24 protein-coding genes are annotated in these 26,994 nt (G+C 52.6%); 5 read left to right on the forward strand and 19 right to left on the reverse strand.

Features of this window, described 5'->3' with window-relative positions; translation table 11 throughout:
• Nucleotides 1–78: 78 nt before the first annotated feature.
• On the reverse strand, nucleotides 79–1,323 hold the full coding sequence (locus VLX68_01970; GenBank protein HUI90989.1) for a hypothetical protein: 1,245 nt from the start codon (nucleotides 1,321–1,323) through the stop codon (nucleotides 79–81).
• Nucleotides 1,316–2,188: a TIGR02147 family protein gene (locus tag VLX68_01975; protein ID HUI90990.1), complete on the reverse strand. Its 873-nt coding sequence runs from the start codon at nucleotides 2,186–2,188 to the stop codon at nucleotides 1,316–1,318. Before VLX68_01975 ends, VLX68_01970 begins: the two co-directional genes overlap by 8 nt.
• 331 nt (nucleotides 2,189–2,519) lie before the next feature.
• Here VLX68_01975 and VLX68_01980 point away from each other — a divergent pair, with 331 nt between their 5' ends.
• Both VLX68_01980 and VLX68_01985 read left to right on the forward strand, forming a co-directional pair.
• Nucleotides 2,520–3,437, forward strand: a complete 918-nt coding sequence (locus VLX68_01980; protein HUI90991.1) for an ATP-binding cassette domain-containing protein — start codon at nucleotides 2,520–2,522, stop codon at nucleotides 3,435–3,437.
• Nucleotides 3,438–3,464: 27 nt separating this feature from the next.
• A complete protein-coding gene (locus VLX68_01985) occupies nucleotides 3,465–4,232 on the forward strand; it encodes an ABC transporter permease (protein ID HUI90992.1) in 768 nt (255 codons plus the stop codon).
• A gap of 37 nt (nucleotides 4,233–4,269) precedes the next feature.
• Here the strand turns inward: VLX68_01985 and VLX68_01990 are convergent, their stop codons facing one another.
• The 5 genes from VLX68_01990 to ybeY all read right to left on the reverse strand — a co-directional run bounded on the left by VLX68_01990 (nucleotide 4,270) and on the right by ybeY (nucleotide 9,124).
• Complete coding sequence (locus VLX68_01990) at nucleotides 4,270–5,130, reverse strand: GGDEF domain-containing protein (protein ID HUI90993.1); 861 nt, start codon at nucleotides 5,128–5,130, stop codon at nucleotides 4,270–4,272.
• Nucleotides 5,131–5,605: 475 nt separating this feature from the next.
• Nucleotides 5,606–6,475 carry an ATP phosphoribosyltransferase gene (hisG, locus tag VLX68_01995; protein HUI90994.1) on the reverse strand — a complete coding sequence of 290 codons (870 nt, stop codon included), beginning with the start codon at nucleotides 6,473–6,475 and terminating at the stop codon, nucleotides 5,606–5,608.
• A 163-nt stretch (nucleotides 6,476–6,638) separates the two neighbouring features.
• The gene (locus tag VLX68_02000) at nucleotides 6,639–7,841 is read right to left on the reverse strand and encodes an electron transfer flavoprotein subunit alpha (protein ID HUI90995.1); all 1,203 of its coding nucleotides are present in this window, start codon (nucleotides 7,839–7,841) and stop codon (nucleotides 6,639–6,641) included.
• Between the two features lie 15 nt (nucleotides 7,842–7,856).
• Nucleotides 7,857–8,648 carry an electron transfer flavoprotein subunit beta/FixA family protein gene (locus tag VLX68_02005; GenBank protein ID HUI90996.1) on the reverse strand — a complete coding sequence of 264 codons (792 nt, stop codon included), beginning with the start codon at nucleotides 8,646–8,648 and terminating at the stop codon, nucleotides 7,857–7,859.
• Nucleotides 8,649–8,773: 125 nt separating this feature from the next.
• Nucleotides 8,774–9,124 carry an rRNA maturation RNase YbeY gene (gene ybeY, locus VLX68_02010; GenBank protein ID HUI90997.1) on the reverse strand — a complete coding sequence of 117 codons (351 nt, stop codon included), beginning with the start codon at nucleotides 9,122–9,124 and terminating at the stop codon, nucleotides 8,774–8,776.
• Nucleotides 9,125–9,478: 354 nt separating this feature from the next.
• Between ybeY and VLX68_02015 the strand changes: the two genes are divergently transcribed.
• The 3 genes from VLX68_02015 to VLX68_02025 are packed head-to-tail and all read left to right on the forward strand — an operon-like array spanning nucleotide 9,479 to nucleotide 12,611.
• Nucleotides 9,479–10,750 (forward strand): hypothetical protein, encoded by a 1,272-nt coding sequence (locus VLX68_02015; protein HUI90998.1) that lies wholly within the window; start codon nucleotides 9,479–9,481, stop codon nucleotides 10,748–10,750.
• Nucleotides 10,747–12,042 (forward strand): MFS transporter, encoded by a 1,296-nt coding sequence (locus tag VLX68_02020; GenBank protein HUI90999.1) that lies wholly within the window; start codon nucleotides 10,747–10,749, stop codon nucleotides 12,040–12,042. The genes VLX68_02015 and VLX68_02020 overlap by 4 nt, the downstream gene beginning before the upstream one ends.
• The gene (locus VLX68_02025) at nucleotides 12,039–12,611 is read left to right on the forward strand and encodes an RNA methyltransferase (protein ID HUI91000.1); all 573 of its coding nucleotides are present in this window, start codon (nucleotides 12,039–12,041) and stop codon (nucleotides 12,609–12,611) included. The genes VLX68_02020 and VLX68_02025 overlap by 4 nt, the downstream gene beginning before the upstream one ends.
• 41 nt (nucleotides 12,612–12,652) lie before the next feature.
• Here VLX68_02025 and rpsU read toward each other — a convergent pair whose 3' ends face one another.
• From rpsU to VLX68_02085, 12 genes are all read right to left on the reverse strand, one after another.
• The gene (rpsU, locus tag VLX68_02030; protein ID HUI91001.1) at nucleotides 12,653–12,871 is read right to left on the reverse strand and encodes a 30S ribosomal protein S21; all 219 of its coding nucleotides are present in this window, start codon (nucleotides 12,869–12,871) and stop codon (nucleotides 12,653–12,655) included.
• 87 nt (nucleotides 12,872–12,958) lie between these two features.
• Nucleotides 12,959–14,953, reverse strand: coding sequence for a hypothetical protein (locus tag VLX68_02035; GenBank protein HUI91002.1), 1,995 nt, complete (start codon nucleotides 14,951–14,953; stop codon nucleotides 12,959–12,961).
• Between the two features lie 24 nt (nucleotides 14,954–14,977).
• Complete coding sequence (gene nadB / locus VLX68_02040; GenBank protein HUI91003.1) at nucleotides 14,978–16,603, reverse strand: L-aspartate oxidase; 1,626 nt, start codon at nucleotides 16,601–16,603, stop codon at nucleotides 14,978–14,980.
• A gap of 18 nt (nucleotides 16,604–16,621) precedes the next feature.
• On the reverse strand, nucleotides 16,622–17,239 hold the full coding sequence (locus VLX68_02045) for an SIS domain-containing protein (protein ID HUI91004.1): 618 nt from the start codon (nucleotides 17,237–17,239) through the stop codon (nucleotides 16,622–16,624).
• Nucleotides 17,240–17,452: 213 nt separating this feature from the next.
• Nucleotides 17,453–18,829: a chromosomal replication initiator protein DnaA gene (gene dnaA, locus VLX68_02050; GenBank protein ID HUI91005.1), complete on the reverse strand. Its 1,377-nt coding sequence runs from the start codon at nucleotides 18,827–18,829 to the stop codon at nucleotides 17,453–17,455.
• Between the two features lie 605 nt (nucleotides 18,830–19,434).
• Nucleotides 19,435–20,409, reverse strand: a complete 975-nt coding sequence (locus VLX68_02055; GenBank protein ID HUI91006.1) for a hypothetical protein — start codon at nucleotides 20,407–20,409, stop codon at nucleotides 19,435–19,437.
• 2 nt (nucleotides 20,410–20,411) lie between these two features.
• A complete protein-coding gene (locus VLX68_02060) occupies nucleotides 20,412–21,290 on the reverse strand; it encodes an MlaD family protein (protein HUI91007.1) in 879 nt (292 codons plus the stop codon).
• 47 nt (nucleotides 21,291–21,337) lie between these two features.
• On the reverse strand, nucleotides 21,338–22,630 hold the full coding sequence (hisS, locus tag VLX68_02065) for a histidine--tRNA ligase (GenBank protein ID HUI91008.1): 1,293 nt from the start codon (nucleotides 22,628–22,630) through the stop codon (nucleotides 21,338–21,340).
• Between the two features lie 3 nt (nucleotides 22,631–22,633).
• Nucleotides 22,634–23,386 carry a hypothetical protein gene (locus VLX68_02070; protein ID HUI91009.1) on the reverse strand — a complete coding sequence of 251 codons (753 nt, stop codon included), beginning with the start codon at nucleotides 23,384–23,386 and terminating at the stop codon, nucleotides 22,634–22,636.
• Nucleotides 23,383–24,576 carry a beta-N-acetylglucosaminidase domain-containing protein gene (locus VLX68_02075; protein HUI91010.1) on the reverse strand — a complete coding sequence of 398 codons (1,194 nt, stop codon included), beginning with the start codon at nucleotides 24,574–24,576 and terminating at the stop codon, nucleotides 23,383–23,385. Before VLX68_02075 ends, VLX68_02070 begins: the two co-directional genes overlap by 4 nt.
• A gap of 41 nt (nucleotides 24,577–24,617) precedes the next feature.
• Nucleotides 24,618–25,496: a hypothetical protein gene (locus tag VLX68_02080; protein HUI91011.1), complete on the reverse strand. Its 879-nt coding sequence runs from the start codon at nucleotides 25,494–25,496 to the stop codon at nucleotides 24,618–24,620.
• Between the two features lie 88 nt (nucleotides 25,497–25,584).
• Nucleotides 25,585–26,772, reverse strand: a complete 1,188-nt coding sequence (locus VLX68_02085) for an FprA family A-type flavoprotein (protein HUI91012.1) — start codon at nucleotides 26,770–26,772, stop codon at nucleotides 25,585–25,587.
• Between the last annotated feature and the right edge of the window lie 222 nt (nucleotides 26,773–26,994).

The raw sequence follows: 26,994 nt of genomic DNA on the forward strand, positions 1-26,994 counted from the left end.
ATACCGGAACCCGACCGTAAGGGAGGATTTTGGTAGGCTGAATGAACGTAACAATTCAAACTCGTACTCGTAAATAAATTACTTCACAAACGTTTCCAGTTTCATCCCGTCAAGAGAAACGTCATCCAGCCAGAGGTTTATGGTATCCCCCGGATTGTTCTGCGGCGTGTATGCGGTAAAGTAAATGATCTGGACCGTCGGCGCAACCTGCGCCCAGGTGATGCCCTGCTGAGCGGCCGGGCAGCTTGACGGGAGCTTCACTGAATCCACAGGCACGATGACCTTTGTCCATGCGGCGGGGAGCGGCAGCACATAAGCAAATTGCTGAAAGGTGTTTCCATTGATCGAGTCCATCATCCTCGAATAGAATCTGATCTCAACCGTCCCCGTGCCCCTCGCCATGAACGAAAGCGAAGTGAGGCTGGACAAATCGTAATTCGTTGAGTCCTTTCCAAGGAAGAACCCCATGAGCGCCCACGGGTCCGCGCTTTGCGGGTCGAGCGCGTACACAGCGTGCAGGCTCTGGCCTGCGTACGCCTCCGCGCCCGAAACAACGCCGAGGCTGATGGTGGATTGGCTTCCCGAGGCGCTGTCGTTGACATCATACCACCATCCGCCGCCGATCAGCCTGCCCAGATTGGTGACAAAACCGCCGACGGTGAAATCGTCGACCAGAATGCGGTTGACAGGTGCTACTATTGTCTGTCCGGTGACCGAAGCGCCCGCGTTCATCTGCACCGATGCCGCAAGGCAGCGCTGCTGGCCGCCGCCTGTCTCGGTGCCGGAGATCATCGCGTAGGCGCCCTCCGCCGCGGCAAAACTAAAGCTTTTGTCGGCATTCACCGGTGCCTGGTATCCGCTTCCGGACAACAGCAGGAGCTGTGCCGTGCCTGCGTCGGGTTGAACCGTACCGGAAAGCGTGGCGTAGGATTTGAGATTGAATTTGTAAGTCGTGTCTTTTGCGCTGTCGTACTGTTCATTGAATTTTCGCGCAAGAAGGCCCTCGTCCTTGCTGTCGATCTGGATGTTCCATGCGCCGGAAGCGGGCGGTTTGATGGAGAAAACTCCGGATTTGTCGCAGGTCGCGCTGTCGAGGACTACGGATTTTCCGGTTACCACATCGCTGAGCCAGTTGGCGTCGTCGATGATCTTCACTTTCGCGCCCGGCACCGGTATGTCGGCGCTGGAATGAACGACGCCGGCGACGGTTCTTGTGTTCGGATAATCCGTCCCGCCCGCCACGTTGGCGGTGCAGCCGGCCAGCAATACGCCGGTGAGTGACGCGGTGAGAATACAAAGGATCAATTTGGCCTGGTTACTCATTGGTTTCCCCGTTCTTCCACCCGGGTGTACCGATATTCATGACCGGAAACAGCTGGATGTTCAGCGAAACTATCCTGTCAACAGCGCCTTTCAATTCCTCATGGTCAAGCAATTCCCTGCGCAGGGCGTCGATTTTCGCGCACAGATCGTCGTAGGTTTTCTTGCTCACGCCCTTCAGCGCCATTGAAACATGACGCCGGTCTTTCGGCATTTCCTCCATGGCGTGGATCGCCGCCTCTATGAGCGTACGCTTCACGTCGTTCACCACCGGGTGAGGCATGTCCTGGTAGGAGATGGCGTTCTGTTCCGCAGGCAGGTAGACGCCGGAGGCTTCATCATGCACGATCATGCCCCATTTCACGAGCTTGGCAAGGGCCTGTTCCGCCTCGTGCGTCGACAGCTTGAGGTTGATCAGCGCGCGCGTGATTTCCTTTGGCGAAGCTATTGCGCCTTTACAGACGATAAACTCTCGGATGACGGGATACCGCCACGACGCGAAATATTCCATGGTGCGGTTTTCGAGCATCGTGGAAAGGTTTTCTTTCCGGAGCAGCGCGAGGCCTTCGAAAACCGGTTTTTTGTCCGCCGGCGTTTTGCACAATTCTTTCCGGACCAGCAGCCGGAAATATTCTTTTTCATCGCCGCGCAATTCGAGCGCCTTGATGAAACCCGCGATGTGGCTGCGGCCGATTTTTTTTCTGCGCGCTATGACGTCGGAGAGGAACGCGGCGCTCTTGATACCGGCGCGGTCCAGGAATTCCCGCTGGGTAAAGCCGAACCGCTTGGCGTACGAATACCAGTCGCGGAGAAAATCAACATGATCTTCATAGACGAAAACGGGGGTGTTGAGGCGGTTTTTCTTCATGAGATATTTTACCGGATAAATATAAGCTAATTAACAAAAAAAATCAAATAGATTAGTATTAATAATTTATAAGACATTGATTTATAATGGCAAATAAAATTGATAATTTTTAATTATGGGTGTACGGCTTTCGCTCGAAGAATGGATGTTTTCCTATCGGATTAGCAAGTTTTATCATTTCCTCGACGCTGATTGTTCCTTTTGTAAATTTTTTTTACCTTACAATCCAATCCTGTACTTTTCCTTTTAAAGCGAGTATTTTTATTCCTTATGGAAAACGCGCCTCACGGGCCGAACGTCGCATGAGGGAACCTGCCGGAAAGGGAACGCGATGAGCATCGCCATCGTTGCAAAAAATCTCGCGAAGAAATTCGACGATTTCACCGCCGTGAACGGCATTTCGTTCGAAATCGAGGAAGGCGAGTGTTTCGGTTTTCTGGGACCGAACGGCGCGGGCAAGACGACGACCGTTAAAATGGTGCACTGCGTTTCGCCGGTAACCTCGGGAAGCGTGACCGTTTTCGGTGAAGCGTCGGGTCTTGACAACAGGAAAATCAAGATGATGACCGGCGTCATACCGCAGGAGATCAACCTGGACTCGGGCCTCACGGTGTACGAAAACCTCATGGTGTTCTCGAAGTTCTTCGACATCCCGTCCGACGAGGCGAAAAAAAGGATCGAGGAGCTCCTCGGGTTCGTCGAGCTCGAGGCGAAAAAGAAAAGCAGGATCGACGAGCTTTCCACGGGCATGAAGCGCCGGCTCCTCATCGCGCGGGCGCTGCTCAACAAGCCCCGGCTGATCATCGCGGACGAGCCGACCACGGGCCTTGACCCGCAGGCGCGGCACCTCATCTGGCAGCGCCTCCGCCAGCTCAAGAGCCAGGGCGTTACGCTCATCCTCACCACGCAGTACATGGAGGAGGCCGAGCAGCTCTGCGACCGGCTGGTGGTCATGTATGAAGGCCGCATCCTTAAACTGGGTTCGCCGCGCCAGTTGGTGCAGGATGAGATCGGCAAGGAAGTGGTCGAAATACGCATTCCGGCTGAAGAGGATGAAAAGCTGATGAAGGTGGCGTCCGATTGCAGCTGCGGCCATGAACGGGCGGGCGACACCCTTTACATTTACTGCCGTGACGGACACGAGCTGGTGAAAAAAATCATTGAGCTCAATCTGCCCAATGTCAGGAACCGGCCCGCGACGTTGGAGGACGTTTTTCTCAAGTTGACGGGAAGAAGCCTGATCGACTAGGCCCGTTTCTCTAAAAGAAAGCAAGCCATGAATTTATCCTACAGAATTTATTTTGTCCTTTTACGGAACATCATTTCTTATAAACGGTTTATTCTCCCCACGTTCCTTATCAGCCTGGGACAGCCGCTGTTTTATCTGGTCACCTTCGGCATCGGCATGGGCGCCTACATGGGCTACATCGGCGGCAAACCCTACCTGCAGTTTCTTGTTCCGGGCGTTCTCATTTCGTCGGTGATGCTGTCGTCGACCTTCGAATGCCTGTACGACACGTTTGTCAAAATGGTACACGAAAGGGTGTATGATTCCCTGATCGCAACCCCGGTGTCGGCCGAGGACGTGGTTGCCGGCGACGTTGCCTGGGGCGCCTTGCGCGGCCTGATGAGCGGTGTGCTCATGCTCATCGTGTCCATGATCATGGGCGTGTTACCGGCGTCGGTCATGAATGTGCTGCTGCTGTTGCTCGTCATGGTGTTTGTGGGCGTCCTGTTCAGCTCGCTCGCCATGATCGTGACGTCGTTCGCGCCCAACTTCGATTTCTTCAACTATTACACCGAGCTTATCATAACGCCCATGCTGTTTTTCTCCGGCGTGTTTTTCCCCCTCGACAAATTTCCCGAGTGGCTCAAGGTGGTCGCGCTGTTCATGCCGCTCACGCACGCGGTAAACATATCCCGTGCAGCGTATTCCGGTGAAATGACGGCGGGTCTGGGATGGAACTTTCTCGTGCTTCTGGTGCTGGAAATCGCAGCGTTTATAATTGGCACCAGGTTGATGAAGAGAAGATTGATAAAATAAGAATGAACGACCTGCATCACCGAATCGATTCCTGCGCTCAACTGATGACCACCCTGTTTTTTCCTTCACTTTTTGCTTTATACAACCGTTGGTCCGCGAGCGCCAATAGTTTGTAGATGTCGGATGCCTCATTAAAACTGGCAAAACCGATGCTGACCGTAATGTGGACCGAGCTTGCCTTGTCAAGATACACCTGGTGGTCTGCAATAAGTTTTCGGATTTTATCAACTGCAAAAATAGCGCCCTCACGAGGTGTCGCGGTAAAGAGGATGACGAATTCCTCTCCGCCGTAACGGCACAGGATGTCCCTCTCAAAGAGCGCTGATTTTATAATTTTAGCCACTTCCGAAAGGACCGTATCTCCTTCCAGGTGCCCGTAGGTATCATTGATTTGCTTGAAATCGTCCAGATCGAGCATCGCGAGGCCGAAATTCACATCTTGCGGAGACCGGTATTTGATGTGGCTCGCGTTGCGCTTGATTTCAATGTCGAGGTATTTGTTGAAGAATCTCCGGTTGTAGGTACCGGTCAGTTCGTCGAGCTCTGAAATTTCCTCCAGCTTTTTCTTCAACCGGTCGTTTTCCTTGACGGTGAAGAGTGATAAAAAGGCAAGCGAAAATACAACAGTCACCACGTTGAATATTCCGATGCCGCCGAGAACGGGGGAAGCAACCGGAATAACTAAAAATCCCTTGCCGGTTGCAATAAACAGGGAAATGAAACAAGCGGAAATGAATATCACCTCAAGAATTTTCATCGCCAATTTAAGGGAATAGGAATTGAATACTATCACCACGGAAGCCATGAGATAAAGGCCGAAATAACTGGTCCAGCCTAAAAGAATGGATGCGACCGTGGAATGGAGAACGATCTCCGCTATCGAAAGCTGCAGCGGCATCAGATAATGTTTTTGTTTAAGGAGATAAAAGTTAAAGAGATAAAGGCAGCATATAATAAAATTGAAAATCCAAAGAAGTCGGATATGCAGTAAGGCAAACACCACGCAAAGAAGGGCGTGGATGGTAAAGCAAAGGAGAAAAAAAATCCGGAGCAAAACCTGCTTTCGATGCTGCTCCGCAACACTTTCAAACATAGTGCCCCTCTTGCCAGCCCGTGTATTAAAAATTATACAGTTTAACCCGGGTTGATGTCAACCGGTGGAACGGTCGCGCGATGTCGTTGCTTGCGTGCTTTGGAAATAATAGGGGCCAAATGATTTTTTATCGGTAAAAGGCCTTACGGGTAAAACCACAGGTTTATAAGTTAACCGGAATAAAAAGACGTCGGGAATCGCGAAAAGCGGCTGAAGGCTCTGCGGGTGCATGAAAGAGGCGACTGCGGGTCCGCGTGCACCTCTTTCACCATTTTTGACCTTATAAAATCACCTTGTTCACCGGATACTCCACAATCCCCGACGCCCCGGCTCTCTTTAAGAGGGGAATGATCCGTTTAATCTCGCCGACGCGGATTATGGTCTCCACAGCGCACCATTTCTGGTCGGACAGGGTGGAAACAGTGGGGTTGTGCAGCGCCGGAAGCACCTTGAGCACGCGGGCAAGGTCGTTTTTCTTCACGTTGCATTTGAGCCCTGCGTAATTTTCCGCATTGAGCGTGCCCTGCAACAGGATAGTGATGTTTTCCAGTTTGCGGCGTTTCTGCTCGTTTTCCCACGCGGTCCTGTTTGCAATCAGCAGGGTGCAGGTTTCCAGCAGCGTATCGATGATGCGGAGACGGTTCGCGCGAAGCGACGAGCCTGTTTCCGTTAGGTCAACGATCGCGTCCACGAGCCGCGGCGGCTTCACCTCGGTCGCGCCCCAGGAAAATTCCACGTCAACGGGAATTTTCCTGTTTTTGAAATACCGTTTGGTCGTGGCCACCAGCTCCGTGGCGATGCGCTTTCCCCGGAGGTCGGAAGGCTTCCTGAACGGTGAATTTTCCGAAACCGCAAGTACCCATGCGCACCGCTGGCGCGACGATTTGCTGTATTCGAGCTCGCACACGCGCACGACCTTGGCGTTGTTCTCAACTGTCCAGTCGAGGCCGGTGATGCCCGCGTCGAGGATGCCCTGCTCCACGTAGCGCGGGATCTCCTGCGGCCGCATCAGAATCAGGTCGAGTTCGGGATCGTCGGACGTGGGAAAATACGAGCGCTCATCCGCGCGGATGTGGATGTCGGCCTTCTGGAACAGTTCGATGGTCGGTTTCTGAAGGCTGCCTTTGGGAAGGCCCAGAGAGAGTTTCATAATGGTTCCTTGTATTATTTGTCAATTATACAATAGTGATGTGATTGCGAGGAGTGAGTGCGACGAACCAATCCGCCTAACTATGATCTAAATCCGGGAGATTGCTTCGCTTCGCTCGCAATGACCTGGCAATTCTTTTTCCCTGAATTCCAATAATATTTTCTTATTTGCCCAGTTGATCTTTAAACGCCTTTGTCAATTGCGGCAGGATCTCCAGCGCGTCGCCGACAATGCCGAGGTTCGCTATCTGGAAAATATCTGCGCCGGGGTCCTTGTTGATCGCAATGATGTATTCCGACGACTGCATCCCCGCCATGTGTTGAACCGATCCCGATATGCCGCAGGCGATGTACAGCTTGGGGCACACGGTCTTTCCGGTCTGTCCCACCTGGTGTGCGTAGGGGATCCATCCCGCGTCCACCGCGGCGCGGCTCGCGCCGACCGCCCCGCCGAGCACCTCGGCGAGCTCCTTGAGCAGCGCCAGGTTTTTCGGGTCCTGCATGCCGCGGCCGCCCGACACGATGATGTCCGCCTCGGCGATGTTCTTCGTTGATTCAACTTCCTTGACGACATTGACGATTTTTGTCCTGATGCAGAGACACGCGTCGTCGACGGTATTGACGACCACCTCGCCGGTGCGTCCGTCGTTTTTCTGCGCCTGTTTCATCACCTTGTGGCGCACGGTGGCTATCTGCGGCCGGTGATGCGGGCAGATGATGGTTGCCATGAGGTTGCCGCCGAACGCGGGCCGGGTTCCGAGCAGCAGGCGTTTTTCGGTGTCTATTTCAAGCTTTGTGCAATCGGCGGTGAGACCGCCCCATACGCGCGCCGCGACCTTGGGAACGAACGATCTGCCGATGGCCGTCGCACCGGCAAGCACGATGCTTGGTTTCTCATTGCCGATGAATTCTGCGACAAGCTGGCCGTAGCCGTCGTCCTGAAAGTTCTTCAGCTTTTCGCTGTCGTAATACACCACCTTGTCCGCGCCGAATTTAACAAGGTCTTCAGCCTGCTTGCTCATGCCGGAACCCAGGAGCACGGCAACGAGCTTTTCTCCGAGCCGGTCCGCGAGCTTTCTTCCCTCACCGAGCATCTCGTAAGATACGCCCGCCACCGCGCCATCGCGCTGCTCGATAAACACCGCGACGTTTTTATAATCGGCGGTGCTGGCCGCACGCGCGGACACTTCTTTGGTGATGGTGATCGCCCGGTATTTCTTGCACGCTTCGACGCAGGCCGCGCAGAGGTTGCATTTCGCAAGGTCAATCACCGCTTTTTTGCCGGTGACGGTTATTGCACTCTGGCTGCATGCGCGCACGCACAACGAGCACCCGATGCATTTTTCTATATCGACAGTTATTCCCATATGTTTGCGGTATCCTTACCGGACAACGCCGAGCTCCATAATCGTGTTCTTGATTTTCGCGACCATTTCGGGCGTTTCGCCGCTTACCTTTTCGCCGCCCGATTTTCTCTGCGGCACGAACGAGCGAAGCACCTGTGTGGGGCTGCCCTTGAGGCCGATTTTTTCCATGTCCGGCTTGAGTGCCGCGGCGTTCAGCGTGGTGACGGTTGTTTTTTTTGCGCGCATCTTGCCCTTGAGCGACGCCATGCGCGGCACGTTGATTTCCTTGACAACCGTGATAAGGCCGGGGAGGGGCATCTCCACCACTTCGTACCCGTCCTCCATCATGCGTTCCACGCGGATCTGCGATTCGGAAATTTCCTCCACCTTGCGCACCCAGGCCACGAACGGCATGCCGAGCATTTCCGCGACGCCGGGCCCCACCTGGGCCGTATCGCCGTCGATCGCCTGCTTGCCGCAGATGACAAGATCAACCTTGCCCAGTGATTTTATCCCGAGCGAGAGCGTGTAGGAGGTTGCCCAGGTGTCTGATCCGGCAAATGCCCTGTCTGTGATAAGATATGCCTCGTCGGCGCCGAGCGCTACCGCGCTCTTGAGCGCTTCTTGGGCCTGCGGCGGCCCCATCGTGATCACCTTGACCGTCCCGCCTCCCAGCCGCTCCTTGATGCGCAGTGCCTCTTCAATGGCAAACTCGTCGAACGGGTTGACAATCGCCTCAACGCCGTCGCGAATGAGCGTTCCGGTGTCCGGGTTGATCTTCACCTGCGTGGTGCCGGGGACCTGCTTGATGCACACGACGATGTTCACTGACCGGTCTCCTCAAATTTACAGATAATAATTATCCTGGCGAAATAAATTAAAAATATACTTTGTGAGAGGGAAGGGAGGCAATGAATGGCGGAGGGGAAATAGGATGATAAACCATGGAAAAGCTATTCTACATACCTGGATTCCCTCCGCTGCATCTTGATCCTGTCTTTTTCAATTTCATGGTCGTATCCGAGCAGGTGAAACATGCCGTGCACAAAAAGCCGTAAAACCTCATTGTTATAGGCAACACGATATTCCTTCGCCTGCGTCTTTGCTCTCTGCAATGAGATGTAGATTTCGCCGAACAGATCGTTTTCGTCGTAATTGAACGACATCACGTCGGTCGCCCGGTTTCTGTTGAGGAACATTGCGTTGAGTTTTTTAATTTTCCGGTTCGAATATAAAATGACGTGGGTTTTTTTTTCTAACGGCAGTTTTTCATTTTTATAGATGCGTTTTGCAACGGATATCATCGCTTTTTCCGGGCAGGGGAGCGATTTGCAATCATGGAAAATAAGCACAGGAAGCTTGGCGAGTGATTTGGCTGTTCGAGAAAGTGATCTCATTAAATTTTGTGACTGCCTTTGTGTAGAATTGCCGCGAAAGCGGGAATGCATTCCTAAATAATAAAGAACATGGATCCCCGATCAGGTCGGGGATGACAAAATACTGGATGATTCTTTATAACATTCGTTGGGAATATTTTCAAGATTCTCTTACATAATATACAAAAAGCATCTTCCAATGTGACGCATCAATACTTCGACGGTGTATCAAGTTAAATACTATTTTTATCCCATCACATAAAAAATGATTCAATAACCTCTATGAAAATTTTCCACGCATTAAAATTATCGGTCATATCTTTTATCACCATCTTCGCTCTTGCAATCCCCTGCAAGGCAATGCTCCTCATTCCCATGGACGATTCCCAGACCGACCATCTCAAGGCGTACGGCCTGACGTATAAAATGCTCAAGGCCGGCGCCAAGGTGTATTGGCTGCTCAATTACCGGTGCGGCTCCTTTATCACCGACGACTCGCGCGAGTTCGAACTCAAGGCGCGCATGGACGGCATCGAGGTGAAAACCGTAACGCCTGTCGAGTGGGCGAACATTCTTGACATTATCGAAAACAGCAACATGGAAAAGGTGACGCTGGAAAAGGCGCCGCGCATCGCGGTGTACACGCCGCCCTATGCGCCGCCGTGGGACGACGCGGTGACGCTGGCCCTTAATTACGCCGATATCCCCTTTGACAAGGTCTACGACAAAGAGGTTCTGGCCGGCAAGCTTTCGGAGTACGACTGGCTGCACCTGCACCACGAGGACTTCACCGGGCAGTACAGCAAATTCTACCTGTCGTTCCATAATGCGCCGTGGTACCAGACGCAGAAAATGGATCTCGAAAAACTGGCGCACGAACTCGGCTTCAAGAAAGTGTCAGACTGCAAGAAGGCGGTGAGCCTTGCCATCAGAAAATATGTTGAAAAAGGAGGATTCCTTTTTGCTATGTGCTGCGCCACCAATACGCTCGACATCGCGCTTGCCGCGCTGGGCACCGACATCGTCGGCGACGTGTACGACGGCGACGGCATCGACCCGAATTATGCCGCAAAATTGAATTTCAACAACTGCCTGGCGTTTGAGAATTTTACGATCCAGACCGATCCCATGGAAACGTATTTCGACAATATTGACATGAACCTGGTTAATTCTCCCATGCGCCTGCCGGCGCTCGATTTCACCCTGTTCGAGTTCAGCGCAAAACTCGACCCGGTGCCCACCATGCTCGTGCAGGACCACCGCCAGACCATCCATGGATTCTACGGCCTCTGCACATCGTTCAATAAAAAGGTGATCAAAAAGAGCATTGTGATACTGGGATATGTTCCCGGGACCAATTGCGTCAATTACCTTCACGGTGTGGTCGGCAAAGGACAGTTCGCCTTTTACGGCGGCCATGATCCCGAGGATTACGAGCACCCGGTCGGCGGCAAGCCCACCGACCTGCGCATGCACAAAACATCTCCCGGTTACCGCCTCATCCTCAACAACGTCCTTTTTCCCGCCGCGGAAAAGAAGGAAAAGAAAACGTGAAATCCGTGTTTTTCAAGCGGAATGTCTTTTCCTGGTGCATGTACGATTGGGCGAACTCCGCGTTTGCCGTTGTGGTGCTCACGGCGTTTTTTCCCATTCTTTTTAAAACCTTTTGGGACAATGGCGCGGATCCGGCCCTCAACACGGCGCGGCTCGGCATGGGAGATTCGATCTCGGGGCTGATCGTGGCGCTGCTTTCGCCGGTTCTGGGTGCCCTGGCTGATGCCGGAAGGGCAAAGAAGAAATTCTTGATTTTTTTCATGGTGATCGGCACTTTCATGACCGGAACGGTTTGTTTTGTCGGAAGCGGCGCATGGCAGGCGGCGATTGCGCTGTTCATTGTCGCCAATATCGGGTTTGCATGCGGGAATCTTTTCTACGACTCGCTTCTTGTCGATGTCGCGTGCGAAAACGAAATGGACTACATTTCATCTCTTGGCTACGCCACTGGATACGTGGGCGGAGGCCTTCTTTTTCTTATTGACATGCTGATGGTGAAATACTGGCAATCGTTCGGTTTTCAAAACCAGGCCGCTGCCGCCCGAGCGGGATTTTTGTGCGTTGCGGCGTGGTGGCTCGTGTTCTCGGTCCCGATACTTTTATTTGTAAGGGAACAAGGATCATCATCGAAGCAAGGGTTCGCGCCTGTCGTTGCCGACGGCATCAAGCGGCTCATGGCAACAAGCGTGAAGATCGCACGCAACAGGCTCCTTATTTTGTTTATCGTTGCATTCTGGCTGTACATGGATGGCGTTTATACCGTGATTACCATGTCAGTCAATTTCGGTTTGTCCATCGGCATCTCTTCCGACACGCTCATGATGACGATTCTGCTCGTCCAGTTCGTTGCTTTTCCCGCATCTATTGGTTTCGGAAGGCTCGCCCGCGCCATCGGAAGCGGAAGGTCGATTTTTATCGGTATCGCAGCGTACATCGCGATATGTTCCATTGGATTTTTTATACTCCGCAACGCCGTTCAGTTCATCGTGCTTGCTTGCCTTGTGGGAATGGTCCAAGGCGGCGTGCAGGCGCTCTCGCGGTCCTACTTTGCCAAGATCGTTCCTGCTGAAGATGCCGCCGAATACTTCGGGTTTCTCAATCTCATCAGCAGGTTCTCCATCGTGCTCGGCCCGGTGCTCGTCGGCGGGACGACGTTGCTGTGCCGCCGGATGGGCGCGGGTGATTTCCCGTCCCAGCGTATCGGTATGTCGTCCATCATTATATTATTTGCCGCCGGAGGGTTTCTTCTGGTGCTTGCGGAACGGGAACGCTCCCGGAAGGCGGCAGCGTGAAACGGCGCGATTTGAGCGGCATCGAGACCAATTTCGAGGTCAGGAGCCATGACGCAGATATTCCGCTTGATGAATACAACAAACTTCCGAAAAATCCCCTGTACATCATTCTCGACAACCTCAGGAGCGCGTTCAACGTCGGCGCCATTTTCCGGCTCTGCGACGCCATGCGCGCGAGCGGGCTTTATTTGTGCGGCTATACCGCGTTTCCGCCCCACAAGAAGCTTGAAAAAACTTCGCTTGGTACCATTGCATATGTGCCATGGAAGAAGTTCGACTCGGCACAAGACGCCGTTGAATTTCTGAAAGAGCGAGGAGTGCCGGTATGGGCGGCCGAGACCACCTCAAAATCGAAACCCTATGATGCCGTTGAATACCCGGAAGAACTCGGCATTATATTTGGCAACGAGGCGCTCGGCGTAAGCAGGGAAGTCCTGGGGGTGTGCGAGGAGATCGTGGAAATTCCGGTGTTCGGTTTTAAAAATTCCCTCAACGTTGCGACATCATGCGCGGTGATCGGCAGCAAGTTTCTGGAAGCGTTGCGAAAAAAAAACCGCCGGGTCCGTTAGAACCAGGCGGCAATTTCTTGCCCTCATCTCTTGTTCAATTCTCAGTTGAAATACTTCGGCGCCCTGAAGCTGAAGCGCTTCTCGTCGCGGATCTTTTTCCGGCGCGAAGCGTTTATCTTCCTTTTTCTTTCTTCGCTGGGCTTTTCGTAATGGCGGTATTTCTTAATGTCGGAAAGAATCCCGGCCCGTTCGCATGTCTTGGTAAAACGGCGCAGGGCTTTTTCAAAAGGCTCGTCTTCCCTTAAAATGATGCCGTTCATTGCTGTATCACCTACTTTCGTCTGTAAAATGTTTTGGATTGATTAAAAATACGTTTTTTATAAAAGGAAAGCAAGGCTGGCATTGCATCAGTCCAGGCCTTTTCGCCTGCGCGCCAGCCATTCCAAGGTAAAAAGGGACAGGATGATTGAAAGCAGGACCCATCCCTGCCTCAGTTCCAGGTTTTGGGTGACCGTTGCGCGCCTGCCGAGAGAATTCGCCGCATACACCTGAAGAACGGCTTTGGGTTCCGCCGATGAGAGCGGGAGGGCGAATTCATCGAGCAGAACGGTATTCTGGCCGGCCACCGACAATTCCTGCCTGTTAACGCTCACGTAGAAGGAATCGGAGCAGTGGCGTTGGACCTGGCCGGGCGCCATGCTGCAGGTGTAATGGTAGGCTCCTGCGGCCAGCGGGGGAAGCACAAATGAGGCTTTGTCCCGCTGGACAAGTCCCGTGAGATTGTAAAGGGAATCGAGAATTTTCTTCCCGCCCGAATCCACGACGCACCGGACGGCGAAACTGTTCTTGGCGGCGGGTGACTCGATGAATGGCCCGCCGCGGGAGAAATCCGGCGGAAGCAGCGCGGAGAAGGGCAGCGAATCGTTTTCGTACAGCTCGGCGGCGCTGGGATACACCGCAAGGTTCTCGCGGAGGTTTTCAAGAAGCTGGTTCTTGACAAACGCGGCTATGAACTGCATCATGGCGGGTGTTTCGCTTTCTCTCGCGACCGACAACGGCAAAAAATCCGCGCGCCATAGCCCGCGGCCGGCCACGGCAATGGCGCTGCGGCCCTTAAAACTTCCCACGGTAATAAAAGGAATGGTATCAGGAGGTTTATTCCTGCTGTTTTCATCCTGAACAAGGCTCGCCAGTGCCACGCGGCTGTGCACAAGGAACGGAGGAATGCACACCTGGATCTGCGATGGGGGCGCCAGGGTTGCCGAAATGATCCGGTTTGCAAGGGTATCATACGGGCTTGTAGAAATGAGAGAGAATGAGGCGGGTGCCATGTCAACGCGGCTGGAGCAGGGAAGCGCGCCAAGAAACACGACTATGCCTTTCGGGTGCAAGGATGCAAACGCTTGAGACGTGCTTTCGTTGAAGTCAAACAGAAACAGGGCGTCGTATTCCTTTGATTCCGGTCCGGCGATGCGCCATTGCGCGTCGTTTTCGAGGGCAAGCGTGAGAAAACGCCTGTCTAAAAGCGGAGAAATCGAAATGATCTTCGCGCGCAACTGCTGGGGAATGACCGTCTGGGTAAAGAAAAGGTCTGTACGCAAGGAATCGGCGGCATTGCAGGCCGAAACAGCGTAAACGGACCTGCCCTGACGTGAAGTTGGAAGCCTGAACGTCACCGTATCCGAAAAATAACCTGAATCGACCTTGATGGAACGTTGTGCAACAGGAGACACGCCTTGTCTGCACGATAATTGGATCTGTTGCTGTTTCGAGAAGAATCCATGGACCTGAAGGACCGCGGCGGCCGGCGAGTCAAGCGGTACGCTCTCACGGCTGCTGATAAGGTCGGATTGCAAAAAGGGCAAAGGAGACGCGGGCGGCAGTTTAAGGTAATAGCAGGATTTTTCCTGCAAAATGCCTTTGGGGGAAGAAAGGTTTGAAAGATTGCCGTCCGAGACAATCAAGACAACCTGTGCATCGTGGATCGCTTTTTCCGTAATCGCAGCCGGGAGAAAGCTATGCAAATCGGAAAAACCGGGTATCCTTGACAAGGAAGAACCACGCAACGAGTCTCCGAAAAAATAAAATTTGAACGCAAGAGATGCTGGCGAGGCCTGTTGTAACGAATCGAGCATGCGCAGAAACGGAAGAACCGAAGAACGCGGATCGAACAGCCGCATGCTCATGGATGCGTCCACGAGCACGGGAACGGCCGGACGCTTTGTGTCGAGCCGTTCGAATTTCAACACCGGTTCGAAGAAAGCGCACAGCAGCGCGGCCGCAAGCAGGAAACGCACGCAGATAAAAAATGCGGCGGGAACGGCTTTTCTGCGGCCCAGATAAAATGCCGCGGCAAGGGCGAACCCGGCCGTCATAAGCAATATAAGAACCGTTAAGGCCATGATCGCTCCGTTCTTACGGAATGGTCAGGATTGCCTGCGCGGCAGGGGCTTGACAAGAAGGGTATTTCGTTTCCAATGAAGATCATCCTGCTTGGGATAATCGGTGGTAAAATGCAGGCCCCTGCTCTCGCGCCGCCGGAGCGCGGACAGGACGATGAGCTTCGCGCAGGTCACGACGTTGCGAAGTTCCAGCAGTCGCGGCGTTATTTTCGTGCGTTTGTAGAAATTTTCGGTCTCCTTTTCCAGAAACTGTATCCTCCGCAGCGCTCGTTCCAGCCGAAGGTTGGAACGCACGATTCCCACGTAATCCCACATCACCGACTGTACCTCGGTGACGTTGTGCGACAGCAGCACCCATTCTTCATTGTCAATAGTGCCGCGGTCGTCCCACGGCGGGATGCGACGGCTATCGAGGCGCTCCATGCCCCCCGCATTCGCGGTGGCGAAATCCGCGGCGCGGCGGGAGTACACGAGCGCCTCGAGGAGCGAATTTGACGCGAGCCTGTTCGCGCCGTGCAAACCGGTGCAGGAGACTTCGCCGCATGCGAACAGCCGGGCTATGGTGCTCTGCCCGTTTTCGTCGACCTTCACCCCGCCGCACAGGTAATGGGCGGCGGGCACCACGGGAATGAGGTCGGTGGTGATGTTGATGCCGTAGTCAAGGCAGCGCCGGTAGATCACCGGAAAATTGCGGCGCACGGCCGCCGCCGGTATGTGCCGTATGTCAAGAAACACGCAGCTGTCGCCCGATTTCTTCATCTCGTTGTCGATGGCGCGCGCCACGATGTCGCGCGGGGCAAGCGATTTCAGGGGGTGATACTGGTCCATGAACTTGCGGCCCCTTTTGTCTTTAAGCACGGCGCCGAATCCCCGGAGCGCCTCCGAAATGAGAAAGGAGTCGGCCCCTTCATGGTACAGCGTGGTGGGGTGGAACTGTATGAACTCCATGTTCTCGATGCAGGCGCCCGCGCGGTACGCCATGGCGACGCCGTCGCCCGTGGCGATTTCAGGATTGGTGGTGTGCAGATAGGTCCGGCCGCACCCGCCGGTCGAAAGACAGGTGATTTTCGCCTGCACGGCGAAGATGGCGCGTTTCGTCGTGTCAAGCACGTACGCGCCGAAGCAGGTGTTGGGTCCGCGCGAGCCTTTGATGTAATGGTTGGTGATCAGCTCCACCGCATAATGGTTTTCGTACAGCGTGACGTTGGGGTGTCTTCTGAGCTGGCGCAGCAGTGACTCTTCAACGGCCCGGCCCGTGAAATCGTGCGCATGAACGATCCGGTTTACCGAATGGCCACCCTCGCGTCCGAGATCAAGGTGAAATGCGGCCTTTGATTTCCTGGATCTTGAGAAGCTGGTTCCCCAGTTTATGAGTTCGGCAATGCGGGCCGGCCCTTCTTCCACGATGATCCTTACCGCCTTTTCGTCGCACAGTCCGGCGCCCGCCACGAGCGTGTCGCAAATGTGGCTCTCGAAGCTGTCACCTGGGTCGAGAACGCAGGCAATGCCGCCCTGCGCGTAGTTGGTATTGGATTCGCTGTCCGATTTTTTCGTGATCATGATGACGGTGCCGGCCCGCGCCGCGCGTATGGCAAAGCTCAGACCGCCGATGCCGCTGCCGATGACGAGAAAATCGCACGACGTTTTCATGAGGGGAAAACCCGCGTGTCAAATGGACACTGACGTGGGGCCGGAATGCGGCTGCCGCGCTTTTTGGCCAAGGTAGCCGCCGTGGTGCCTGAGGCCGAACTGCTCTTTGGAGAACTTTCTTTTTTCCATAAGGACGAGCGCGATCGCGTCGCCCAGAGCGAGCATTACCGCGGTGCTGGCCGTGGGCGTGAGGCCGAGCCGGCATGGTTCGGTGATTTCCCCCATGCTGATCACCACGTTGCACAATTTGCGGATGGTTGAGTCGGGGTGCGAGGTGATGCCGATCATGGCATGGATGCCAAGGCCTGCCGCCCGCTCGAGCATCTCGATGACCTCGCGGGTCTTGCCGCTCGTGGAAAACGCCAGAATCACATCGCCTTTGTCAAGCAACCCCAGGTCGCCGTGCGCGGCCTCGCCGGGATGCAGAAAACAGGCGGGGGTTCCGGTGGAACACAGGGTGCCTGCGACCTTTTGGGCAATGTCTCCGGCTTTACCCATGCCGGTGGTGACGACTTTGTTTTTGCAGTGAAACAGGATGTCAACGGCCTTGGTAAAATGGGTGTCGAGGGGAATGTTGAGTATGGCCGCCGCTTCGGCGGAGAGGATTTCGCGGGCGCGTCTGAGCATGACGTTCATGAAAGAAAATTCCTTTTAATAAACCCATTGATCTGGAAAGTTTCTTTCCTAAGAAAATATGGATCAATAAAATATAATTACTTCCAATTTTAGTTGATGCGTTTATTTGCTGGGAGCAGATGATAAAAAGATAAGTTAAACATAAAAACAATTAAAAACGAGAAATAAAGGGAGAAGGAAGGCGAAAATGAAGACGATTGCAGTGAAGACCTATTACGCCAACGGTCTTAACACTTCCTCGATCTTTTCAATTCGTTGTTTTAACTTTTCATCAGCTTCCACGTCCGCCTCGATTTTCTTGCATGCGTGGATGACCGTCGAATAATCCCGGCCCCCGAAATCCAGACCGATGGTGCGCAAGGACTGTTTGGTCCATTTTTTACACAAATACATCGCTATGGAGCGGGGGAGTGAAACGTCGCGTTTGCGCGAGTGGGCGGTAAGCTGGTTGGGGCTGATAGCGAAAGATTCAGCGACTTTCTGCTGAATAAAGTGCACGTTGATCCGCTGATCTTTCCTGGAAATAATGTCACCGCAGATTTCTTGCGCAACCTGCAGGTTGATATCTTTTCCTGTAAAAGAAGAGGAAGCGATGAGTTTGATAAGGATTCCTTCCAGTTCACGCACATTGGATGTTATATGGCCGGCGATGAACTGAATGACCTCATCAGGAAGAAGGAGACCATCTGTTTCGGCTTTTTTCCTTAAAATCGCCATTCTTGTTTCTAGGTTCGGGGGCTGAATATCAGCAATGAGGCCGCCCATAAATCTATTGATGATGTGTTCCATCATGTCGGTTATCTTGTCGGGCGGTCTGTCCGAGGAAAGGATAATCTGTTTCTTTTCCAGAAGCAACCTGTTGAAAATCCTGAAGAATTCTTTTTGGGTGCCGGGTTTTCCGCCCAGAAAATGGATATCGTCTATTAGCAATAGATCGACATCGTTGAATTTTTTATAAAATGATGTGGAATCCTTTTTATCGATCACATAATTAATATATTGAGTGGTGAATTCCTCGCTTGTCATGTAAATGATGCAATCAGCGGTTTCCTCTGTTTGGGCAAAATGCCCGATCGCCTGAAGAAGGTGGGTTTTTCCCAAACCTGTTCCGCCGTAAATCACCAGGGGGTTAAATGTCGTTTTACCTGGAGCCTCGGCAACAGCAAGTGCCGCAGCATGCGCCATTCGGTTACAGTCTCCGACAATATATTTATTAAAGGTATAATTTGGATGAAATTGACCTTTTCTTTCGACTGCTTGCGGAATTTTTTTTATTTGGGCTTCGGTAATTGTTTCTGAAAGCGGTGTAACGATTTTCCAGTCTTTTACAGTAGGAATGAAAGTGATAGATTTAAAAGTAATTGCGCACTCAAGAAGCATTGCCTTGATGAGCGAGGAAAAATGCTGTTCCATGAAATCCGCGAAAAACTGGTTGGGAACCTGGATGTTCGCATGGCCGTCGGGGGACAAGAAAAGATCTGTTGTCCTGAACCATGTTTCAAAGGTGGATGGGGAAATTTCTTTCTGTATTTTCTGAAGGCATTGCTGCCATGGAGAACTGGTTGAGAAGTCGGAAGATAGCTCATTCATCAACATGTTATCAACACCATTGTTTCTTTACAAAATGGTTATAGTCAACATGGAAATTAAAGATGGAAAAATTGGAATTTTTTGGAAAACTATATTGTTTAATACGCTTAATATCAGTTAGTTGCAATTTATTTCTCAAGTATATTGTTAAGCATGTAAGATTTTTATCAACTGGTTGTCAACAGACTTTCAACCGATTGTCAACATGCGGTTGTCCACATAAAAAAAGTTTGGTTCTTTAAAAACAATATAATATTCAATGACATGATGTCAAAGGATTTTTTTTTACTCTATTTGTAATGATGTTGTAACATTTTCATGTCAATTGACCATTTGAAAAAAATGCTATTCTGTAAATGGGGAACCTCTTTGTCTATTGTCAAAAACGGCTGCTGGCAGGAAGTAAACTCCGCACTTCGGCTCTCCCTGCAAATGCGGCAGTTTCCGGCGTGGGCTTTGACGGGGCGCGAGACCTTGTTTTACTTCATGCTATTTTACAAACAGTCTGAATTTAGCACTATGTAAAGAAACGATTTTGCAAACGGATATGGAAAAACATTCCTGAAAGCCTTTGAAAAAAAGTTATTTTTTTCTTGCCTCCGGGGCTATTGGCGTTTCAAAAAGCGATAGCCGATCCAGATTCTATGGATGAAAAGATCACGGAAAGTGGTGCTTATCCCCAAATCGTAACCGCCGAAAAATGGATAGGCATCTTGAGGGCGCAGTTCAATCCCGGCATGCAGGCAATTGCCATTGCCGCTGCCGTAATACGAAAATTGGCCGAAATCCGTGCTGTAACCCGCCAAAATCCCAGCAACCTTATAGATTTGAACGGAAACAGTGGCTTTAAAAACCTCATAAAAGAATTGAGAGGAGGGATAAAAGGATTCGACAGCGGCAGATTTGAAAGAAAAGGTGTATTCAGCCGATCCCAGAATCAAGTCATCGAGAATTTTCGTGCGAATGCCTATTTTGCCGTTTTCGTCCATATACATGCGATCCCAGAAATGCATTGTCGCCATCGCGGTAAGAGAGAGTGATAATACTTTGAAATAATAGGGAGTAAGAACCCCAAGCCCGCATCGCGCGACTAGAAAATCTGATGAACCTCCAAAACCGTCGGGCAACATTTCAGCTCCAAGGTCAACAAGCAGGCCCGCGCTGCCGACAGCTGGGAGGTTGCCTCCGAATCCGAGTTGGAAGCTCGGGTTCGAAAAGGTGAAATGGCTATTGTAACTAAGTCCCGACGAGGTTACCTGGGTGGATTGGTCGGGCGCTATTCCGGTACCCATGATTCCGATCCCGGCCCCGAATCTATTAAGAAAAGGGAAAAGAAATTTTACCGAAGCAAGCGTGTAGCGGTTTCCGAGGGGAGTCACGTTAAGGGTATACCCGATGGGCGTATTTATTTCCCCGGTGAGGGCAGGATTGGCCCACCATCCGCCGGGTGTTTGCAGGTTTTCTAGATATGTTGATCTCTGGTATAAAAAATACAGGCTGTCGTTGGCCCCGTTTGCGGAAAAAGGAAGGGCGCTAAGCAAGCAGCAGAAAATGACTATGACAAAAATCCAATTCCGCATAGTTAAAACAGCCCGTTGAACTCAAGCATATGAATCCGGATTGCGCGAACCATCTCCCGCAGTTCCACGAGCTTCTTTCTGACGTTGTCGGCGTCGCTGCCGAACAGAACGGCACCCGGTTTCTGCAGGTTCGATGTCAGGGTATGCAGCATAGTTACTGTTGTGTCAAGCGTGACGAGCGCTTTTGACAGCGTGCGAATCATGAAGGACATATTGTCGAAATATTCCGGGGTCTTGGCAGCCGCCGAGGTCGACAAGAGAGCGGTTTTAACGACAAACGCATCAATCGAGTCAATCTGGCGGGAGAGGCCGGCGTCAAAGTCCCTGGTGGTTGATAAAAATGTTCTCGAAAGCGAGTCTGCGACGAAAAGGACGCCCTTGACTTGGGCGACAAGGGATTTTCCTTTAGAGGTGCCGTGCAGCAGCTGCTCGCTGTAACGTACTAGGGTGTCGACCACCTCTCGTAAAAGCCAGGCATATCCTATCGCCTCGGAAACACCCGGATAAAAAGTTCCTTCCAGCGTGTCTCGAGCTGCAATGAGCGGTGCGGCGTTGTCGCCGCAGCTTATCTGGATGATCCGGTCGCCCATCAGCCCCTGATCTACCGTGGCGAAAGAATATCCGCTGTGGATGTTAAGCGGTCGGCTGAATTGCACGGAAACTAGGACGTTTTTTTTAGTTCTTTCAATCTTTTTTATTACGCCGACCGAGATGCCCTTCATGCGGACCGGATCTTCAACACGCAGGTTGCCGATTTCGGAAAATGCAACCACCCTTGTATCGCCGGAAGCCAAAATAGCGTAGAGCGCGACGCAAATGCCGGTAACAACCAAAAGCAGGAAAAAAAATAAAATTATGTAGCCGAATTTTCTGTCGGACATGGTTGTAAGATATGTCATTATTTATTTGGATGCAAGCCGCGCCGAACTCAGCGGGCTTTGAGCGCCGCGTTGAGCCATACAGCGAGGTTTTCCCGCGGCACGAGGGATTCTTCGCCCGATCTCATATTTCGCACCTTGACCTGCCCCTGTTTTTCCTCTTCGCCGCCGATGATAACCGCGAAAGCGGACCGCGCGGCATGTGCCTGTTCCATTTGTTTGCCGATGCCTGTTTTTTTCAGGGAAAACTCACATGAAATTCCGGCGTTGCGCAACACGGTCGCGACGCGTATCGCACCGAGGGGATGGCCGGATTCGTTCAGCGACGCGATGAAAACGCTGGATCGCGATGAAGGTACGGAAAACTTTCTTTCACCGAGCATTTCTCCAAGCACCACATCACCGGCGGCAAATCCTACCGCGGGGGTGTCCGGCCCGCCATAGAGCTTGACGAGCTTGTCGTACCGGCCGCCGCCGGCAATGGCGCGCAGGGAGCGTTTTTTATCAAACAATTCGAATACGATGCCGGTATAATAGGCAAGGCCCCGTACAACGCCGATGTCAAAGGCGGCGTATTCGGCGAGGCCGTAGGCGTCTATGCTGGCAAGCAGTTGCTGGAGCGTGATGATGGATGGAAGATTTCCGGCGAGGCGCGACAGGTCTGACAGCGAGGTAACCGCGAGCGCGTCGCGGATGGCGCCTGCGCTTGCCGAAGGAGAAACGACAGCGGCAAGTTCCGCGTCAAATGCGTCGGGCGGTATTTTGTGGCGTTTGTCCAGCACTGCGTACAGGAGCAGGAGTTTGTCTTTGGGAATGCCCATGGAAAGAAACATCTCTTCAAGCAAGCTGCGGCTCGATATAAGGACCGAGAAATCATCGGAAGTGAATTCGAGGTCGCGCATCATGTCTATAGAGGCTGCGATGAGCTCGGCGTCCGCGCTCAGGTCGGGGATCCCCAGAATGTCCATATTAAGCTGAAAGAACTCTCGGAGCCTGCCTTTCTGCATTTTTTCATATCGATACAGCCGCGGAATGGAATACCAGCGCACCGGCCGCTTGAGCGTGTTGCCTTTTGCCGCCACCATGCGCGCCAGGGAAGGGGTGAGCTCGGGACGCAGCGCAAGCCTGCGCTGCGCTTTGTCTTCGAACACATAGAGCTGCTTTTCGATTTCTTCGCCCGATTTCTGGGTGTAGAGCTCAAGGTGCTCGAACGTGGGCGCGTCGTAAGGCTCGAACGCATAGCGCGCGCAGGTGTTCCGCCACGATGAAAAAATTGCTTCCCGAAGCGCCATGTCCTCCGGATAAAAGTCGCGGGTTCCTTTCGGGCCGACAGGTACCTGCATGGATCATACTCTCCTGGCTATGCGTTTGCACTGGATTTTTTCCCATTCAATCCAGGCCCTGTAGTGCGGAAATAAACGTTCCTTTTGTTTGAATTGCGGCCCATGAATGATGTTGCGTGCGCCGGCAACAAGCGGAGGAACCGCGATATGCAGCATTTCATGGTGCATTATTCCTTCGATCGCGTATCGCGGAACATCCGGCCTGTTGTACATCGCGCCGATCGTGATGAGGTTGCACCGTTCCCCCCGTGGGCCCCGCCTGGTTGTCTGATAGGAACGGAGCGGGTGCCTGCCCCAGCGCATATACGAAATAACTGTATTGTTGAAAAAACGGCTGTTCAGGCTGTCGAATACTTCGGCAAGATCGTAGATAATGCCTTTTGTTGAATAGCGGCAAGGGTCAAACGTCGAACGGTTTCTCGTTTCAATGCCGGTTGAGGCGATGTAATCGAAAACGAGGCGCTCAAGGTTCTTCTTGCGCCTGCGAGGCACTTGGCCGCGGGCCTTTACCGGAAGTAAAGCCCAGTCAATGAGTGCCGATTTTACTTCGCGGGGAGCGCTTTCGAGAAAAGCGGGCACGGTGAGGCGGCGAAGACCTGTTTTGGCGTCAATGACGGCGCGCCAGCCGCACCGGAGCCTGGGGCTTGCTTCGACGGCGATAGTGGTGACGTGCCCTTGAGAAAGCAGCTCGGCAAATGACGGCGGTGGAAAGAGTTCAAGCGCCAGCTGCATGCAGTATGGGGATGAGTATGTCATACGCCGGCACCTGCAGGGGCATCAGATCCGGAAAGAAGAACCCGTGATAAAACGGGAGGATATTTTTTATTGATCCACTTTTCCGTTTCCGGCGAGCCTGCTTTCTTCTGCAGGAGCTTAAGGTCGGTGTCGAGCATGTAAAGGAACGGATACCATTCGCGCTGAAGCGGGGATTTCCAGTCCCAGATAAGGCGGTGCAACGCCTTATGGTATTGTGAAAGTCTTGGATTCCCGCAATCGGCGGCGCTGACGCGGGTGAACGGCAGGTCGAAAAAGCGGGATACGGCGGCAAGCTCGTTGGCAACGGGGAGTTGCGACATTGTTTTTTTCCATGCTTGATTAGCTGGAATCTTCTTTGTAAACGCCGCAAGCAGCGCGAGCAGAAACGAATCGGTGTGCGGCATTCCCGTGGGGTTAAGGAGAATTCCCCTGGTCGCCATAAGAACATCGTTAGACCGCCCGAGGTAGGGGCCGGTGAAAAGCCGGTGCGGGCAGTAATCGTTGGCATACATGTTGTCCCACAACAGGATGTTGCCGTTGAACATCCGCGATACCCTGCTCAGGCTTTTCTTGTCGAGTTTTTCGGAGATGACCGCCGGCCCCGTCCACAGCACGTTGATGTCGGAAGGAATTGAACTTGCAAGGTCGTCACAGTACTTTGATTTGTCGATGCCGTCCCCCGCAAACTGATCGGTATAAATGGTGGGACAGAACCAAAGCGAAAGATGCCGCGAGTGTTTTCGCAGATCGCTTTGCAGACGCGAAAGAAGCTTTCCGTGCGCTTGCCCGAGCGATGAAAATGCCTTTACGGATTTTGCAGGAAGGGAATCGGGAATATCATCCATGAGAAGGGCGACGGTTGTTGCACCGCTCTCGATAAAAACGTAGAATTTCTCAAGCATCGTCGCATAATCGGCGGCGCTCATGTAATCGAACGATAGTCCCGGCGAAAGCGCGGGCACCACATTCAGATTTTTTTTTACCGCATGTTGCACGAAACGCCGGAAGGAGTCAATCCAGTGTTGCGGGTAGGGAATTTTCCATTGCCTGCGGTGCCAGGGATCTTCTTTGGGCGCGTAAAGATAGGTGTTGAGCGAAAGATGCGCAAGACAATCGCACAGGAAAAGACGCTCGTCCCAGGAGAGCATTTTTCCGTAGTAGCCTTCGATGTACCCGAAATGGCGGACCATAATTTACCTGGAGAACAGCATCTTGTGGCCCTGGGCAGGCATTAAAATGCGAAGGAAACGCCGAACCCGGCAAGGCCCAGACCGCCAAGAATGTAAGAAATCGTGGAACCCCAGCCGAAACCGATTATGTCATTGTCGAATTTGGTCCACTGCCCGCCCGGGTCATCATGATATTTTGCAACAAATGCGTCATGTGAAAGGTTCAGTTCCTTTTTCGCGTTGCTCCATGGTATAAGCATGATGCTGCCTGCCGCTATGCCCACGATGCCGACGCCCAAGGACGTGTAGCGCACCACGAGCGTGTTGCCGCTTGCTTTGGCCTTTTTCGCCTCTGGCGTTTTATTTGCCGCAGTGGCAATTTCATTTGAGGTAGAAGTTTCAGGAGCGGTTGTGGTCGCGGTATACGAAAAGGGAATATTGTCCTGGACATATTGCATTTTATCGCCGATTTTACAGTGGAACTGGCCGTTTTGCTTGAAGACGCCGTTTTGGATGGACACATTGAGACTCTGGGACTGAATCCCGTATACCGCGTATCGCAGTGCGATATTTTCAAATTGCGCCCCTTTTGCTTCCTTGGAAACAAGGATTCCGTTCCAATCAAAGGGATTTGCCTGCTGGTCGCTTTTCGGGTTGTATTCGGCGTCATTGACAGAGGTGAAAACGACCGGATGATTCCGTGATCCGGAAACCTGCAGGGAACCCACGACGTTGAGCCCGGTGAACGCCTTGAACAGAAAGACGCATCCCTCTTTGATGGTGAGTTTTTTTCCGGCAGGCACCGCCCAATCCTGATCAACGATATACGGGTTGCCCGACGAATCGAGAACGGCGGTGCGTATGTCGCCGGAAACATGGGTTTCCGAAAATGCAAGCGAAAGACAGCAGAGAATGAAGAACGCTGGAAAAATTATTTTCATGGTGGGAACCCCGGAAAATGTCGAAATAACAACCCGACCGTTTAACTAATGAAAATATATTTTCCCTCGGGGATACCACAACACCGTTCTATGAAGCCTCTGTCAATCCGCCGGCCTGATGCTTTTCCTTGATCGCCGCGCTCAGCGATTCAAGAGCGTCGTAATCCTTCTGCTTGGGCAGGCCTTTGCACAGAACAGGCGTGAGAACCTCCACGTTAAGGTTCGGTATTGCGGCAGAGATTTGTTCAACGGCCTTGCCGGCCCAGCCGTAGGACCCGATGATTGACGCGAATTTCAGCTTTGGCCGCAGCGCGTTGGCGAGGGTGGCGGCGTAGAGCACGGCCGGGTGCGGCCCCACATGCACCGTGGGCGCGCCCACGACGAGCGTGGCGGCATCAACGAGCGATATCGCGAGCTTGCCGAGGTCCGTGGCGGCCAGGTCGAACTGGTACACGGTGATTCCCTTGTGCGTCAGCGACCCGACGAGGTATTCCACCATGAGCCTGGTGCTGCCGTGCATGGAGATATAGGGAAGCACCACGGAATTCTTCGGCGTGTCGGAAATCCAGTCTTTGTACGCCTCAACGATAAAGGCAGGCTTGTTATACAGGGGGCCGTGGCTCGGCGCGATGATTTCTATGGAGAGCCCTTCGAGCTTTGCGATATTGTTTTTTATGGTATGGCGGAAGGGCATCATGATTTCGGCGTAGTAGCGCTTCGCCGATTCGTAAACGCGCGCCTCATCGGTCGCGTACAGGTCGGTGGTTGCGAGATGGGAACCGAAAAAGTCGCAGGTGAAAAGGATGTGTTTTCCCTTGAGATAGGACACCATGGTTTCGGGCCAGTGCACCCAGGGCGTATGAATGAACTGGAGCGCGTCATCGCCCAGCGACAGGGTCTCGCCGTCGTTCACAGTGACGATCCTGTTTTCCGCCACATGCAGGTGGTCCATGATCATGGGCTTGCCCTTCGGCGAAGTGATCAGCTTCGCCGCGGGATATTTCGCGAGAACAACCGGAATCGCGCCGGAATGGTCCTGTTCGGCGTGATGCGCGACCACATAGTCGAGGTTCTCAATGCCTTTGAGTTGATCCATGAGGATGTCGACCTTTGTCGGGTCAACCGTATCGATGAGCACGGTTTTCTCGCTTCCTTTGACAAGATAGGCGTTGTAGCTCGTGCCGTCGGGCAGGGGAATGAGCGAATCAAACAGCCGCCTGTCCCAGTCAATGGCGCCGCCGAAAAACACGTTTTCTTTAATTTTCCTGAATTTCATGATGGAACCCCTTTCGATTTGAAATGTCGCAATAATCGCAGCTCACGGATTCGGATAGTAATAAAATACGTTATCATCATAAAACAAGGTGATTATAAAGGATCTTGCACCAAATTAGTGATCATTTTGACAAGTTTTTCAAAGATATTTTCATGACGATGATTGTACCGAAAAGCCATTTCGTTCAGATACCCTGGAAAGTATTCTTTGGAGACGCCGTGG

This window comes from Chitinivibrionales bacterium (assembly GCA_035516255.1).
Classification (GTDB): Bacteria; Fibrobacterota; Chitinivibrionia; order Chitinivibrionales; family FEN-1185; genus FEN-1185.

Excerpts from the sequence above, each read along its gene's own strand:
- VLX68_01990 (HUI90993.1), bottom strand. The coding sequence starts at position 5,130 with ATGCCGCTGCAGCTTTCGATAGCGGAGATCGTTCTCCATTCCACGGTC.
- dnaA (HUI91005.1), bottom strand. The coding sequence starts at position 18,829 with ATGAATGAGCTATCTTCCGACTTCTCAACCAGTTCTCCATGGCAGCAA.
- VLX68_02075 (HUI91010.1), bottom strand. The coding sequence starts at position 24,576 with ATGGTCCGCCATTTCGGGTACATCGAAGGCTACTACGGAAAAATGCTC.
- VLX68_02070 (HUI91009.1), bottom strand. The coding sequence starts at position 23,386 with ATGACATACTCATCCCCATACTGCATGCAGCTGGCGCTTGAACTCTTT.
- VLX68_02000 (HUI90995.1), bottom strand. The coding sequence starts at position 7,841 with ATGGGAATAACTGTCGATATAGAAAAATGCATCGGGTGCTCGTTGTGC.
- hisG (HUI90994.1), bottom strand. The coding sequence starts at position 6,475 with ATGAAACTCTCTCTGGGCCTTCCCAAAGGCAGCCTTCAGAAACCGACC.
- nadB (HUI91003.1), bottom strand. The coding sequence starts at position 16,603 with ATGAAAACGTCGTGCGATTTTCTCGTCATCGGCAGCGGCATCGGCGGT.
- VLX68_02085 (HUI91012.1), bottom strand. The coding sequence starts at position 26,772 with ATGAAATTCAGGAAAATTAAAGAAAACGTGTTTTTCGGCGGCGCCATT.
- VLX68_01980 (HUI90991.1), top strand. The coding sequence starts at position 2,520 with ATGAGCATCGCCATCGTTGCAAAAAATCTCGCGAAGAAATTCGACGAT.
- VLX68_01975 (HUI90990.1), bottom strand. The coding sequence starts at position 2,188 with ATGAAGAAAAACCGCCTCAACACCCCCGTTTTCGTCTATGAAGATCAT.
- VLX68_02045 (HUI91004.1), bottom strand. The coding sequence starts at position 17,239 with ATGAACGTCATGCTCAGACGCGCCCGCGAAATCCTCTCCGCCGAAGCG.
- VLX68_01985 (HUI90992.1), top strand. The coding sequence starts at position 3,465 with ATGAATTTATCCTACAGAATTTATTTTGTCCTTTTACGGAACATCATT.
- VLX68_02055 (HUI91006.1), bottom strand. The coding sequence starts at position 20,409 with ATGCGGAATTGGATTTTTGTCATAGTCATTTTCTGCTGCTTGCTTAGC.
- VLX68_02060 (HUI91007.1), bottom strand. The coding sequence starts at position 21,290 with ATGTCCGACAGAAAATTCGGCTACATAATTTTATTTTTTTTCCTGCTT.
- VLX68_01970 (HUI90989.1), bottom strand. The coding sequence starts at position 1,323 with ATGAGTAACCAGGCCAAATTGATCCTTTGTATTCTCACCGCGTCACTC.
- VLX68_02035 (HUI91002.1), bottom strand. The coding sequence starts at position 14,953 with ATGGCCTTAACGGTTCTTATATTGCTTATGACGGCCGGGTTCGCCCTT.
- hisS (HUI91008.1), bottom strand. The coding sequence starts at position 22,630 with ATGCAGGTACCTGTCGGCCCGAAAGGAACCCGCGACTTTTATCCGGAG.
- ybeY (HUI90997.1), bottom strand. The coding sequence starts at position 9,124 with ATGATATCCGTTGCAAAACGCATCTATAAAAATGAAAAACTGCCGTTA.
- VLX68_02080 (HUI91011.1), bottom strand. The coding sequence starts at position 25,496 with ATGAAAATAATTTTTCCAGCGTTCTTCATTCTCTGCTGTCTTTCGCTT.
- VLX68_02015 (HUI90998.1), top strand. The coding sequence starts at position 9,479 with ATGAAAATTTTCCACGCATTAAAATTATCGGTCATATCTTTTATCACC.
- rpsU (HUI91001.1), bottom strand. The coding sequence starts at position 12,871 with ATGAACGGCATCATTTTAAGGGAAGACGAGCCTTTTGAAAAAGCCCTG.